The organism is Roseomonas sp. CAU 1739 (assembly GCF_039839775.1).
GTDB lineage: Bacteria > Pseudomonadota > Alphaproteobacteria > Acetobacterales > Acetobacteraceae > Neoroseomonas.
In genome coordinates, this window is sequence record NZ_JBDOQQ010000026.1 from 41,305 (window position 1) to 54,125 (window position 12,821).

The following is a 12,821-nucleotide window of genomic DNA, read 5'->3' on the forward strand; positions in this document are numbered from 1 at the left end:
TGGGTTACTCGGCGGAGGCGAGCGGGCTCGGCCCGATCCGCCCCTGCTCGGCGGTCACCCGCGCGCCGGGACGGGCGCGATGCAGGCCGCCGATGATGACGCGATCCTCGGGGGCGAGGCCGCTGCGCACCACGCGCAGGCCCTCGCTAAGCGGGCCAAGCCGCACCTGCCGTGGCGTCACGGTGCCATCCGCGGCGACGGTCAGCACCATCCGCCCGGCCTGGTCGGCCATGACCGAGGCATCAGGCACCAGCAGCGCCGGTTCCTCGCCGGTCGAAAGCCGGATGCGCGCGAAACTGCCGGGCGTCAGGAACAGATCGGGGTTTGCCACCACAGCGCGGGCGCGGATGGTGCCGCTGCGCGAATCGAAGGTGCTGTCGACGAAATCGACATGGCCTTCGCGGGTGAACTCGGTCTCATCCAGCAAACGCAACTGCACCGGCAGGCTGGCGCCGCGCAGACCGGCGCGGGCCGAGCGCGCCTGGCGCAGATACTCCGCCTCGCTGGGATCGAAGGTGACGTAGACCGGATCGAGCGCGAGCAGCGTCGTCAGCAGCGTCTGGCCCTGCTGGACCAGGTTGCCGGCATCGACGCGACGGTCGCTGACGCGGCCCGGGCGGGGCGCGCGGATTTCGGTGAATTCCAGGTCCAGCGCGGCCTGGCGTTCGGCCGCCTGGGCGGCGGCGAGGCCGGCCTGGGCCTCCCGCAGCGCGGCGCGGCGCGAATCGAGTTCCGCCTGCGGGGCGATGCGGCTGGCGGCGAGCGGTTCGTACCGTGCCACCTGCTGTTCGGCGAGCAGCAGCCGCGCCTCGTTGCGCGCGATCTCGGCCCGCGCATTGTCCAGCGCGATGCGGAAGGGGCGCTGGTCCAGCGTGAACAGCAGGTCACCGGCCCGCACGATGGCACCATCGGTGAAATGCACCTGGTCCACCTGGCCGGTGACGCGGGGGCGGATTTCGACCCGGGCGGAGGGTTCGATCCGTGCCGTATGCTCCTGCCACTCGGTGACAGGGCGCGACAGAGGCGCGGCGACCGTCACCGGGGGCGGCGCCGGCTGGGCCAGGGCGACGGGTGCGGCCGCCGTCAGGGCGACGCCGACGGCCGCGCCCTGGAAGCGGGCCAGCCATGACATCCAGAGGCTTTCGCTGGGCTCAGGGGCCTTGCGCAGGGGGGTGGTCATGGCCTATCTCCGCAAATGATACCGACCGGTTCGTCCCCCTAAGTAGAGTGACCGGTCGGTATCATCAAGTGTCTTTTTTGTGCGCCGCCACAGGGCCACGCACAGGAGGGTTCATCACCATGGCCGGCACCACTGCCGCCAAGCCGAAGGCCGCCGAACGGATCCAGGACGCGGCCCGGGAATTGTTCGAACGCCAGGGCATCCGCGCCACCGGCGTCGAGGAAGTCTGCCGCGTGGCAGAGGCGACGAAGATGAGCCTCTACCGCACCTATCCCAGCAAGGATGCGCTGGTCGCCGCCATCCTCGCCGAGGATGCCGCCGAGCATGACGCCTGGATCGAGGAAGCGATGGCGCCGGCTGCCACGGCGGCGGAGCGCCTGCATGCGCTGATCGAGGCAACCGCGGTCGAGGTCGCCGAACCCGGCGTCTGCGGTTGCCCGATGCTGCTGGCGCAGGCTGAGTTTCGCGACCCGACCCACCCGACCTACCAGGTCGTCGCCACGTTCAAGCGTGGCTGCCAGGAACGGGTGCGCGCCCTCGCCGAGCAAGCCGGTGCGCACGATCCGGAGTTGCTGGCGGACCAGCTCTCCGTCGCGATCGAGGGCGCGATCGCCGCGCGCAGCTATCTGGGCGAGGCGCGCGCCGCCGACGCACTGCGCAGCAGCGGCGCCCTGCTGATCGCCGCCGCGCTGCCGCAGAAATAGTCCGCCGGCCGACCTATTCGGCAGCAGCCGCTGCCGAACGCACAGCCGGATGCGCCGGCCGCGGCAGGCCGAGGTTCTCGCGCAGGGTCCGCCCGGCATACTCGGTCTGGAACAGACCACGACGCTGCAGCTCGGGGATCAGCAGCTCGAACACCTCCTCGACCGGTGCGGGGAAGAAGGGTGGCAGGATGTTCCAGCCATCACAGGCGCGGTTGGTGAACCAATCCTCCATCTCATCGGCGATGGATTGCGGCGTGCCGACGATCACATGATGCCCCGACGCCGAACGCTGGTGGATCAGCTGGCGGATGGTCATCGACTTGCCCTCCAGCTGCTTCGCCAGGCGCGCATGCGCACTCTTCACGCTGTTGGTGTCGGACAGCAGTTGCGGCACCGGCCCGTCCAGCGGATAGCCGCTGAGATCACCGAAGGACGGGATCAGCGCTGCAAGCCCGAGCTCGGGATGGATCAGTTCCTGCAACTGCTCAGCGCGGTCGCGCGCCTCCTGCATGGTGCGGCCCATGATCGGCATCATGCCCGGCATCACCAACGCGGTGTCCGGCGACCGGCCATGGGCGGCGATGCGACCCTTCACGCTGGCGTAGAAGGCGATCGCGTCGTCGCGCACCTTCTGCATGGTGTAGACCATCTCGGCCGTGCGCCCGGCGAGGTCCTGCCCCGGCCCCGACGACCCGGCCTGCACCAGCACCGGATACCCCTGGATCGGCCGCGAGGCGTTGAGCGGGCCTCGCACGGTGAAATGCTCGCCGCGATGATGCGGCGTGTGCATCTTCGCCGGATCGAAATACTGGCCGGTCGCCTTGTCGCGGATGAAGGCGTCATCCTCCCAGCTGTCCCAGAGGCCTTTCACCACCTCGACGAATTCCTCAGCGCGGCGGTAGCGCGCGGCGTGCTCCATGTGCTTGTCACGCCCGAAATTCAGCGCCTCCTGCTCGGACCAGGAGGTGACGACGTTCCAGCCGACGCGCCCCTCGGTGATGTGGTCCAGCGAGGCGAACAGCCGCGCGATGGTGAAGGGCTCGTAATAGGTGGTTGAGGCGGTCGCGATGAAGCCCATCCGCTCGGTCACCGCCGAGAGCGCGGAGAGCAGCGTCATCGGTTCGAAGACATCGATGCGGCTATCGTAGCTGAGCTGCGCCTCGTCCTTGGCCGAGCTGCGCACCGCCAGGCCATCCGCCCAGAACATGAAGTGGAATTTCGCGCACTCAGCCGCGATGGCGAGCCGCTTCCACAGCCTGATGTCGAGTGCGGCGCCAAGATGCGCGTCGGGCATGCGCCAGCCGCCGCCATGCGCCCCATTCGCGACCAAGTTGAGGCCAAGCTTCATCTGCCGTTGGGTCATCGGGGGCATCTCCTCACTCGGCCGCGGCGGATTGCGCCGCGCGCTCGGCGGCATGGCGGTTCACATGCGGTTTCAGGCCGAGATTTTCGCGCAGCGTCGTGCCTTCATAAGCGGTGCGGAACAGCCCGCGCCGCTGCAATTCGGGCGTGATGAACTCGACGAAATCCTCGCAGCAGCCGGGCAGGTAGGGCGGCAGAACATTGAAGCCGTCGCAGGCCTCGGCCTCGAACCATTCCTGCATGCCGTCGACGATGTCGGCAGCGGTGCCGATCAGGTAGAAGCCGCCGCCGACCACCTGCTGGTACAGCTGGCGGATGGTCAGGTTCTGCGAGCGCGCGCGCTGCATCAACCGCTCGGTGCTGCTGCGCATCTCGCTGGTCCGCTGCGGTTCGGGCACCGGCCCGTCGATGTCGTAGCCGGTGAGGTCGCCGAGCGCAGCATAGACCCGCGCCAGGCCGACCAGCGGATCGGTCAGTTCCTGCAGCATATCGAACTTGGCCTGCGCCTCCGCCCGCGTGGCGGCGACGATGGTGCGCACGCCGGGCATGATCTTCAACTCGTCGCGATCACGGCCATGCTTCGCCATGCGGCCTTTGACGTCGTCGTAATACGTCTTGGCCGCGGCCATGGAATCCGCGGCCGCATAGACCACCTCGGCGGTCGCCGCGGCGATCTCCTTGCCCGGTTCGGAGGCCCCGGCCTGCACCAGCACCGGGCGTCCCTGCGGCATGCCGGCGACGTTCAGCGGGCCGCGCACCTGGAAATGCTTGCCGCGATGGTTCAGCAAATGCATGCGGCTTTCGTCGTAGAACACGCCGCCTGCCTTGTCGTAGATGAGCGAATCCGGTTCCCAGCAATCCCACAGGCCCTTGACGACCTCGACGAACTCGGCGGCGCGCTCGTAGCGCGTGTCGTATTCCAGGTGCTGTTCGCGATTGAAGTTCTTCGCCTCCGCCTCGGACCAGGAGGTGACGATGTTCCAGCCCGCCCGGCCGCCGCTGATCACATCGAGCGTCGCGAATTTCCGCGCCACGTGATACGGCTCGTTGTAGGTGGTCGAGGCGGTGGTCACGAGGCCGATATGCTTCGTCAGCACCGCCAGCGCCGGCAGCAGCGTCAGCGGCTCCATCTCCACCAGTTCGTAGCCGGAACGCGCCAGCGAACCGCGCGGTTCGTCGCGTTCCCGCAGCCCGATGCCGTCGGCGAAGAAGATCATGTCGAACAGGCCGCGCTCGGCCGTCACCGCGTTCCGCGCATAGTGCTCGAAGCGCAGCGTGCCGTCGGCGGGGACATCCGGATGCCGCCAGGCTGCCGGATGGTACCCGAGCCCGCGCATCGACATGCCGAGCTTCATCATTCCACGCCGTGCCATGCTCACACCCTTCCTCACGGCGCGGATGCGCCAAGGGCGACGCCAGGCGCCGCCCGATTGCCGAACAGGGATGCGACAGCCACCGAAGCGGCCAGAGGGTGAGGCGTTCAGGATGCACAGCCGAGGCTGTATGCGCAAGTGCTATGCTGCGTCCGGTAGCGCCAGCAGCCGGGCCATCGTCGCCCCCTCCCGAACCATCTCGGCAAAGCGCTCCACGGCGCGGGACCGCGAGACGCCGGACGGGAAGACCATCGCCGCGCCATACTCCACCCGCGGCTTGAAGCGTCGCACCGCCACGGCCGGGTCGCGCGCCGCCGCACCGGTGAAGGGGTCCACCAGGGCGACGCCGACGCCCTGGCCAACCAGCCTGCACAGCACGTCGGAGGACGTCGATTCTGCCAGCACCGGCACCAGGATGCCCGCCAGCCGCAGCATGGCGTCGAGCCGCACCGCGATCTGGCTGCCCGAGCCCAGGCTGAGCAGCTTCTGGCCGCGCAGATCCTCCAACTCGATCACCGGCCTGGCCGCCAGCGCATGGTCCGCCGGCAGCGCGCAGACCGCCTCCAGCCCGGCTAATGGCTCGACATCCAGGCCCGGATAGTCAGGCGGGGCATAGGCCAGGCCCATGTCGAATTGCCGCAGGGAGACACGTTCCAGCGTGGTCCCGGAGATATGGTTGTGCAGGGCCACATAGGTATCCGGATGCTCGCGCAGGAAGCGCGCCACCAGGCCCGGCAGGAAGCCATGCGCCGGCCCGGCCATTGCGGCGATGCGCAGGCTGCCGTGCCAGGCGCGCTTCATCTCATGCGCCGTGCGTTCGATGCGGCTCAGGCTGACGAAGCTGCGTTGCACCTCCTCGAACAGCAAGGTCGCTTCCGCGCTGGGGGCGATGGTGTTGCCGCGGCGCAGGAACAGCCGGATCTGCAGCACCTCCTGCATGTCGCGCATCAGGCGGCTTACCGCCGGCTGGGTCAGGCCCAGCATGTCGGCCGCGCCGGAGATCGAGCCGCGCAGCATCACGGCCCGGAAGGCCTCCACCTGGCGCTGGGTCAAGCGTCGTTGCATGGCCTCAACATAACATTTACGCATACACCATGCCGAATATGGCATTTGACCGCAAATCCGGGCGCTTCCTAGGCTGCGCTTGACGCCGGTCAATCGGCGCATCGGGAGAGTGCCTCACGCGGCCCAGTGGTCTGGGAGTGCGCCGTGATCGACTACGCGATCTATCGCATATCGGTGCTGGTGCCGACGCTGCTCGCAGTGTCGCTCGCGGTCTTCCTCGTGCTCCATCTGGTGCCCGGTGATCCTGCGCGGAACGCCGCCGGCCCGGATGCGGAGGAGGAGGACATCGCCCTCATCCGCGAACATTACGGTCTTGATCAACCGCTGTGGAAGCAATACGGCACCTATCTGTTGCGCGTGGCGCAGGGCGATCTGGGCGAAAGCTTCCGCAGCCGCCGCCCCGTGCTGGATGAGGTGCTGCGCCGCCTGCCGGCGACCGTCGAACTCGCCGGCTTTGCCATGCTGTTCGCCGTGCTGGCCGGGGTGGGCCTCGGCATCGTCGCCAGCATGCGACCAAATTCCTGGGTGGATCAGACGATCGGCGCGCTGTCGGCCTTCGGCATATCCGTGCCTGTCTTCTTCCTTGGCCTTCTGCTGATGCTGTTCTTCGCCGCGAAGCTGCAATGGCTGCCGCCGAGCGGGCGCGGCAGCTGGGCGCATCTGGTCCTGCCGGTGATCACCCTCGGCCTGCCCTATGTCGCGACCTTCGCGCGCGTCGCCCGGTCGACGATGCTGGAAGTGCTGTCTGAGGACTATATCCGCACCGCCCGCGCCAAGGGGTTGATGCGCGGCGCCGTAATCTGGCGGCACGCGCTGATCAATGCGGCCATCCCGTTGGTGACGCTGCTCGGCGTGTATTTCGGCCGGCTGCTGGGCGGGGCGGTGATCGTCGAGACGATCTTCGCCTGGCCCGGTCTCGGCCGCTACATGGTGGACGGCATCATACAGCGCGACCTCCAGGTGGTGCAGGGCTGCATCTTGTTCTTCGCCACCGCGATCGTGGTGGTGAACCTGGTGGTGGACCTGCTGTATTCGGTGCTCGACCCGCGGATCGCGCGCGGATGAGGCCGGTTCTGGACTTCCTCCGCTTCCTCCTGGCCACGCGGCGCTACATGGCGCTGCTCGGGCTTGCCGTCATCGTGGTATTCGCCGGGGCTGCCCTGTTCGCGCCGCTGCTGTTCAGCTGGACGACCGCCACCCTCGTCAACCTCAGCCATGCCCTGGCCACGCCGTCCCTCTCCCTGCCGCTCGGCGCGGATGAGATGGGGCGCAACATGGTGGCCCGGCTGGTCTGGGGCGCGCGCGTGTCGCTGATCGTGGCCGGTGTCAGCGTCGGCATCGCGCTGATCGCCGGACTGGTGATCGGCGGCCTGTGCGGATACTACGATACGCGCGCGAGCTTCATCACCATGCGCGCCATGGATGCGGTGATCAGCTTCCCACGTATCCTGGTCGCGATCATGCTGATCACCATCCTCGGCCCGGGCATGGCGAGCCTGACGTTGGCGATCTCCATTTCCTCCGTGCCGGTCTTCGTTCGGCTGTTCCGCGGACCGGTGCTGTCGCTGAAGTCGCGGGATTTCGTGCTCGCCTCGCGTTCGCTCGGCGCGGGCGACATGCGGCTGCTGTTCCGGCACGTGCTGCCGAACATCTCCTCCCTCGTCATCGTGCAGGGCAGCATCTCGCTGGCCGAAGCGGTGCTGATCGCCTCCGGCCTGTCCTTCCTCGGTCTCGGGCCACAGCCGCCAGTGCCGGAATGGGGTGCAATGATCGCGCAGTCGCGGTCCCACCTGTTGTCCACCCCGCATGTCGTGCTGGTGCCGGGCATCGCGCTGTTCCTGCTGGTGCTGGCACTGAACCTGGTGGGCGATGGCCTGCGCGACTTCACCGACCCGAAATCCGGCCGCAGCGTCCCCGGTGCGGCCCCATGAACCCGACCCAACAGCACAGAGGCGAGCCATGATCCCGACCCTCGACCGGCGCAGCCTCCTGGTGGCGACGGCGCTTGCCGCCACCGCACCGCACGGCGCCGCCGCACAATCGGCCCGCGAGACGCTGACCTTCATCGAAGGCTCGGATTTCGATTCGCTCGATCCGGCGATCAGCCGGACCCGCTCGGCCGAGATCCTGCTGACGCTGATGTTCCAGCGCCTGGTGCGCTGGAAGGACACCGCGCTGTCGGGCTTCGAGGGCGACCTCGCGGAGTCCTGGACCACCAGCACCGATGGGCTGAACTGGACCTTCCGCCTCAAGCCTGGCCAGCGCTTCCACGACGGCACGGCTGCAGACGCCGAGGCGGTGAAGGTGACCTTCGACCGGCTGCGCGACCAGCGCTTCGGCTCGCCCAACCGCTCCCTGTTCATGGTGATCACCGACATCAAGGTGGAGAACCCGCTCACCATCACTTTCACCACGGCCGAGCCGATGGCCGGCATGCTCGAAGTGCTGTGCGAATCCTCTGCCTCGATCAGCAGCCCGGCGGCCATCCAGCGCCACGGCCGCAACTATGGGCGCAACCCCGTCGGCAGCGGCCCCTATCGCTTTGAGGAATGGACGCCCGGCGAGCGCTGCGTACTGATCGGCGCGACACCCGAGGCGCGGTTCCGCCGCATCGTCTACCGCCCCGTGCCCGAAGCCGAAGCGCGGCTGATCGAACTCGAAGCCGGCAGCGCCGACATCGCCACCGGCATCTCCCCGGAAGCGACGGCGCGGGTGCGCGCCAGCCCGCGCCTGAAGCTCGCGGTCATCCCGAGTTCCTTCCAGGTCTTCTTCGAGCTGAACCACAAGCGGCCGCCCTTCGACAATCCGCGCCTGTGCCGCGCCATCAACCACGCGATCGACCATCGCGCGATCGTCGAGCGCATCCTCGGCGGCTTCGGTTCTGTCCCGGATGCGCCGGTGGCCCCCGGGGTGCAGAGCTACCAGGCGCAGACGCCGTATCGCTTCGATCCGGATTTCGCCAAGGCCGAATTCGCCGCGGTCTTCCCCGGCGGCTTCACCGAGAAGATCGTGATGTGGACGTCCTCGGGCCGCTACCTGAAGGACCAGCAGGTGGCCGAGGCGGTGCAGGGCTACCTCAACGCCATCGGGCTGCAGACCGAATTTCGTGCCTGGGAATGGGCGAGCTACCAGCAGACGCTGTATCGCCGCCAGCAGGGCGGCACCGGCTTCGGCAGCAGCGCCGCGCATATGTGGGTGCTCGGTACCTCGATCCCGACCGCCGATTGGCGGCTGAGCCGGCGGCTGGTGACGGGGCAGAGCGCCAATCTCGGCGGCTACAGCAATCCGCGTATCGACGCGCTGTTGAACGGCGCGCGGAGCGAACTCGACGAGGCCAAGCGCATGGAGGCCTACCACCAGGCGAACCGCATCCTCTGGACCGAGGATCCGCCAAATCTGTTCCTCTACAACCAGCAGCAGATCATCGCGATGCAGAAGACCATCGAGAATTTCGACGCCTTCGCCTTCGAGATCCCGCTGCTGAACCAGGTGACCAAGGCGTAGCGCAGGCTGCGCCATGGCCGGGAGCGCTGCCGTCCCCGAGGGTGAGAGCGAGGGGACGGCAGCGGCTTCAACGCCGTGGCCGAGACGCCAAATATGATTGGGAATGTGATGAACGCCGTCACCGACCATGCGGCCGACACGGCGCTGCACACACCGGTATTGGAAGTCACGGGACTGCGCACCCGCTTCGGCCTCGTGCGTGCCGTGGACGGCGTTTCCTTCGCCGTGGCGCAGGGGGAGACGCTGTGCATCGTCGGTGAGTCCGGCTCCGGCAAAAGTGCTACGGCGCTGTCCATCATGGGCTTGATTCCCGCCTCGGCCGGCATCGTGGAGGATGGCTCGATCCGCCTCGCCGGCCATGGCGAATTGCGCGGCCTGCCCGATGCCGCCATGGCGGCGATCCGCGGCCGCGCCATCGGCATGATCTTCCAGGAGCCGATGACCTCACTCAACCCGGTGTTCCGCGTCGGCACCCAGATCGCCGAGGTGATGCGGCGGCACGAGGACATCTCGCGCTCCGCCGCCCGCGACCGCGCGGTGGAGCTGCTGCGCCTCGTCGGCGTCCCTTCCCCGCAGATCCGGGCGCAGGATTATCCGCACCAGCTATCGGGCGGCATGCGGCAGCGCGTGATGATTGCCATGGCGATCGCCTGCGATCCGATGCTCATCCTGGCCGACGAACCCACCACCGCGCTTGATGTCACCATCCAGGCGCAGATCCTCGCCCTGATCGACGGGCTGAAACAGCGGTTGGGGTCAGGCATTGTCTTTATCACCCATGATCTGCGCGTGGTGGCGCAGATCGCCCAGCAGGTCTGCGTCATGTATGCCGGCGTGGTGGTCGAACGTGCCGCGACGCGGGCGCTGCTGCGCGAACCTCTGCATCCCTATACGGCGGGGCTGATGGCCTCGGTGCCCGGTACGCGGCCGCGCGGCGCGCTGCGTCGGCTGCCGGCCATTCCCGGCACCGTGCCGAACCTGGCGAAGCTGCCGGTCGGGTGCCGCTTCCGCAACCGCTGCCCCAGCGCATTCGCCCGTTGCGCCGAGGCCGAGCCACCGCTCATCGCCCCGGCCGGCGGCGACCCGGATCGATTGGTGCGCTGCTGGCTGCATGCCGAAGGGGCCGCCGCATGACGCCGCTGCTCGAAGTCGATGATCTCTGCGTTCATTTCCCCGTCCATCGCGGGCCGCTGCGCCGCCATGTCGGGACGGTGCGCGCGGTGGATGGCGTCTCCCTGCAGGTCTTCCCGGGCGAGACCCTCGCGCTGGTCGGCGAATCCGGCTGCGGCAAATCCACGCTCGGTCGCGCGGTGCTGCGGCTACAGGATGCCACGGCGGGGCATCTGCGCTTCGAGGGCCAGGATCTGATGCGGCTTGGCCGCAACGAGATGAAGGCGGCGCGAAAGCGTATGCGCATGGTCTTCCAGGACCCGCATGCCTCGCTCAACCCCCGCCTGCGCGCCGCCGAGATCATCGGCGAGGCCTTCGATATCCATGGCTGCACGTCCATGGAGCGAAACGCCGGCGTCACCGAATTGTTGAAACTGGTCGGTCTCGGCCCGGAGCACGCCACGCGCTTCCCGCATGAATTCAGCGGTGGCCAGCGCCAGCGCCTCGGCATTGCCCGCGCCCTCGCGTTGCACCCGAGCTTCGTCGTCTGCGACGAACCGGTCTCCGCACTCGACGTGTCGGTGCAGGCGCAGATCATCAACCTGCTGATGGAGTTGCAGGAGCGGTTGAACCTCTCCTACCTGTTCATCTCGCACGACCTGCATCTGGTCGAGTTCATCGCCGACCGCGTCGCCGTGATGTATCTCGGCCGCATCGTCGAGACGGCGCCGGCCGCAGCGCTCTATGCCGCCCCGCTGCACCCCTATACGCAGGCGCTGCTGGCGGCCTCGCCCTCGATCGATCCGGACCGGCGCGAAGCGCATGTGGTGATCGAGGGCGAACTCCCCTCGCCGCTCAATCCACCCGGCGGCTGCGCCTTCCATCCCCGCTGCCCCTTTGCGATCGAGCGCTGCCGTGCGGAGATGCCGCCGCTGCTCTCCTTCGGCGGGGGACGCGAAGCACGCTGCTGGCGCGCGGCCGAATGGGCCGCCGCGCCGGCAGCCAACGCCGAGGCGTTGAGCGGCTGACAAAGTCCGGCCCATGCCTTCCTGCCGCGAAGAATGTGAAACGAGTGACGATGACCAGCCCGAAGCAGATCTCCCTTGGCCTTTCGATGCGCTACCTCGGCTATCATGCGGCGGCCTGGCGGCATCCATCGGCGGACCCCGACGCGGCCTCGAAGTTCAGCCACTACCGCTACCTTGCGCAAACCGCCGAAGCGGCGAAGTTCGACATGGTCTTCCTGGCCGACGGCGTCGGCATGCGGGCGAAGGACGAACCTGCCGGCGCGCTGCGGCGGTCCCACCAGACCTTCGAGCTCGAGCCCTTGACGCTGCTTTCGGCGCTGTCCTCGGTCACCTCGCATATCGGCCTCGTGGCGACGGCCTCCACCACCTACAACGAGCCCTATCACATCGCCCGCAAATGGGCCTCGCTCGACCATCTGAGCGGGGGACGGGCGGGATGGAACATCGTTACCTCCTGGTCCGAGGCGGAGGCGCACAACTTCAACCGCGACAAGCACATGGAATACGACCTGCGCTACGAACGCGCGGCCGAATTCGTCGAGGTGGTGAAGGGCCTGTGGGACAGCTGGGAGGAGGATGCGCCGCTGTTCGACAAGGACAGCGGCATCCTGTTCGACCATGCGAAGCTGCATGTGCTCAACCATGTCGGCAAGCATTTCAAGGTGAAGGGTCCGCTGACCATCAAGCGCACGCCGCAGGGCCGGCCGTTGCTGGTGCAGGCGGGCGCGGCGGAACAGGGCCTCGAGATCGCCGCGCGCAGCGCCGATGTCGTCTATTCGGCGCCGCTCGATCTCGCCGCGGCGCAGGCCTACTACGCCAACCTGAAAGGGCGCCTGGCGAAGCATGGAAGGGACCGCGACAGCCTGAAGATCATGCCCGGCGTCACGCTGTTCATCGGCCGCACGCGGGATGAGGCGCGCGAGAAATACGACCTGCTGAACAGCCTGGTGCCGCCGCAGCTCGGCCTGTCCTATCTTTTTGCGCAGATGGGCGACCTGTCGGATTTCCCGGTCGACGGGCCGGTGCCGGAACCGCGCCACATGCTGGTGAAGAGCATGGCGAAGAACCTGCTCGCGCTCGCGCGGCGGGACAACCTGACGATCCGCCAGCTCTACACCACCATCGCCGCGGGCTTCGGCGGGCGCGTGCTGATCGGCACGCCGAAGGACATCGTCGACGACATGCAGGCCTGGGTCGAGGGCGAAGCGGCAGACGGCTTCAACCTGTGCCCGCCGGTGCTGCCGCTCGGCCTCGACGAATTCGTCGAACTGGTGCTGCCGGAACTGCGCGCGCGAGGGATGTTCCGCAGGGAATATGCGGGGCCGACGCTGCGGGAGAATCTTGGACTTGCGCCGCTACGGACGACCCTCAGCTAGAGCGTTTTTCGATCAACTTGATCGATAGCCGGCGTTGCGGAAGAAATTGGTGCATTCGGTTAGATTGAAGGCGTCGATCAATCTGCCGATGGAAGACCAAAGCCCTTCGATGGTTCGCT

General features: G+C 67.9%; 11 protein-coding genes and 1 pseudogene. 7 read left to right on the top strand and 5 right to left on the bottom strand.

The features are described from left to right. Window positions 1-4 precede the first annotated feature (4 nt). Window positions 5-1,180: an efflux RND transporter periplasmic adaptor subunit gene (locus tag AAFN86_RS27175; protein ID WP_347546757.1), complete on the bottom strand. Its 1,176-nt coding sequence runs from the start codon at window positions 1,178-1,180 to the stop codon at window positions 5-7. A 119-nt stretch (window positions 1,181-1,299) separates the two neighbouring features. Here AAFN86_RS27175 and AAFN86_RS27180 point away from each other — a divergent pair, with 119 nt between their 5' ends. Further along, window positions 1,300-1,884 carry a helix-turn-helix domain-containing protein gene (locus AAFN86_RS27180; protein ID WP_347546758.1) on the top strand — a complete coding sequence of 195 codons (585 nt, stop codon included), beginning with the start codon at window positions 1,300-1,302 and terminating at the stop codon, window positions 1,882-1,884. A gap of 13 nt (window positions 1,885-1,897) precedes the next feature. Here the strand turns inward: AAFN86_RS27180 and AAFN86_RS27185 are convergent, their stop codons facing one another. The 3 genes from AAFN86_RS27185 to AAFN86_RS27195 form a co-directional block, all read right to left on the bottom strand. Next, window positions 1,898-3,247 carry an LLM class flavin-dependent oxidoreductase gene (locus tag AAFN86_RS27185; protein WP_347546759.1) on the bottom strand — a complete coding sequence of 450 codons (1,350 nt, stop codon included), beginning with the start codon at window positions 3,245-3,247 and terminating at the stop codon, window positions 1,898-1,900. Window positions 3,248-3,260: 13 nt separating this feature from the next. Further along, a complete protein-coding gene (locus tag AAFN86_RS27190) occupies window positions 3,261-4,619 on the bottom strand; it encodes an LLM class flavin-dependent oxidoreductase (protein WP_347546760.1) in 1,359 nt (452 codons plus the stop codon). Between the two features lie 141 nt (window positions 4,620-4,760). After that, entirely contained in the window at window positions 4,761-5,684 is a 924-nt protein-coding gene (locus AAFN86_RS27195) for a LysR substrate-binding domain-containing protein (RefSeq protein ID WP_347546761.1), read from the bottom strand. 144 nt (window positions 5,685-5,828) lie between these two features. Here AAFN86_RS27195 and AAFN86_RS27200 point away from each other — a divergent pair, with 144 nt between their 5' ends. The 6 genes from AAFN86_RS27200 to AAFN86_RS27225 all read left to right on the top strand — a co-directional run bounded on the left by AAFN86_RS27200 (window position 5,829) and on the right by AAFN86_RS27225 (window position 12,702). After that, window positions 5,829-6,749 carry an ABC transporter permease gene (locus AAFN86_RS27200; RefSeq protein ID WP_347546762.1) on the top strand — a complete coding sequence of 307 codons (921 nt, stop codon included), beginning with the start codon at window positions 5,829-5,831 and terminating at the stop codon, window positions 6,747-6,749. Continuing rightward, on the top strand, window positions 6,746-7,615 hold the full coding sequence (locus AAFN86_RS27205; RefSeq protein ID WP_347546763.1) for an ABC transporter permease: 870 nt from the start codon (window positions 6,746-6,748) through the stop codon (window positions 7,613-7,615). Before AAFN86_RS27200 ends, AAFN86_RS27205 begins: the two co-directional genes overlap by 4 nt. Before the next feature lie 28 nt (window positions 7,616-7,643). Further along, complete coding sequence (locus tag AAFN86_RS27210) at window positions 7,644-9,188, top strand: ABC transporter substrate-binding protein (protein ID WP_347546764.1); 1,545 nt, start codon at window positions 7,644-7,646, stop codon at window positions 9,186-9,188. A gap of 108 nt (window positions 9,189-9,296) precedes the next feature. Next, window positions 9,297-10,322, top strand: coding sequence for an ABC transporter ATP-binding protein (locus tag AAFN86_RS27215; protein WP_347546765.1), 1,026 nt, complete (start codon window positions 9,297-9,299; stop codon window positions 10,320-10,322). Beyond that, window positions 10,319-11,326, top strand: coding sequence for a dipeptide ABC transporter ATP-binding protein (locus tag AAFN86_RS27220; protein ID WP_347546766.1), 1,008 nt, complete (start codon window positions 10,319-10,321; stop codon window positions 11,324-11,326). The genes AAFN86_RS27215 and AAFN86_RS27220 overlap by 4 nt, the downstream gene beginning before the upstream one ends. A gap of 50 nt (window positions 11,327-11,376) precedes the next feature. After that, window positions 11,377-12,702: an LLM class flavin-dependent oxidoreductase gene (locus AAFN86_RS27225; protein ID WP_347546767.1), complete on the top strand. Its 1,326-nt coding sequence runs from the start codon at window positions 11,377-11,379 to the stop codon at window positions 12,700-12,702. A 12-nt stretch (window positions 12,703-12,714) separates the two neighbouring features. Here the strand turns inward: AAFN86_RS27225 and AAFN86_RS27230 are convergent. Beyond that, window positions 12,715-12,821 (bottom strand): annotated as a pseudogene (locus tag AAFN86_RS27230) (IS630 family transposase); the annotation flags it as partial.

Bases quoted from the DNA above. Each gene is read 5' to 3' on its own strand.
- AAFN86_RS27175 (WP_347546757.1), bottom strand. From the start codon at position 1,180: ATGACCACCCCCCTGCGCAAGGCCCCTGAGCCCAGCGAAAGCCTCTGG.
- AAFN86_RS27180 (WP_347546758.1), top strand. From the start codon at position 1,300: ATGGCCGGCACCACTGCCGCCAAGCCGAAGGCCGCCGAACGGATCCAG.
- AAFN86_RS27185 (WP_347546759.1), bottom strand. From the start codon at position 3,247: ATGACCCAACGGCAGATGAAGCTTGGCCTCAACTTGGTCGCGAATGGG.
- AAFN86_RS27190 (WP_347546760.1), bottom strand. From the start codon at position 4,619: ATGGCACGGCGTGGAATGATGAAGCTCGGCATGTCGATGCGCGGGCTC.
- AAFN86_RS27195 (WP_347546761.1), bottom strand. From the start codon at position 5,684: ATGCAACGACGCTTGACCCAGCGCCAGGTGGAGGCCTTCCGGGCCGTG.
- AAFN86_RS27205 (WP_347546763.1), top strand. From the start codon at position 6,746: ATGAGGCCGGTTCTGGACTTCCTCCGCTTCCTCCTGGCCACGCGGCGC.
- AAFN86_RS27210 (WP_347546764.1), top strand. From the start codon at position 7,644: ATGATCCCGACCCTCGACCGGCGCAGCCTCCTGGTGGCGACGGCGCTT.
- AAFN86_RS27215 (WP_347546765.1), top strand. From the start codon at position 9,297: ATGAACGCCGTCACCGACCATGCGGCCGACACGGCGCTGCACACACCG.
- AAFN86_RS27220 (WP_347546766.1), top strand. From the start codon at position 10,319: ATGACGCCGCTGCTCGAAGTCGATGATCTCTGCGTTCATTTCCCCGTC.
- AAFN86_RS27225 (WP_347546767.1), top strand. From the start codon at position 11,377: ATGACCAGCCCGAAGCAGATCTCCCTTGGCCTTTCGATGCGCTACCTC.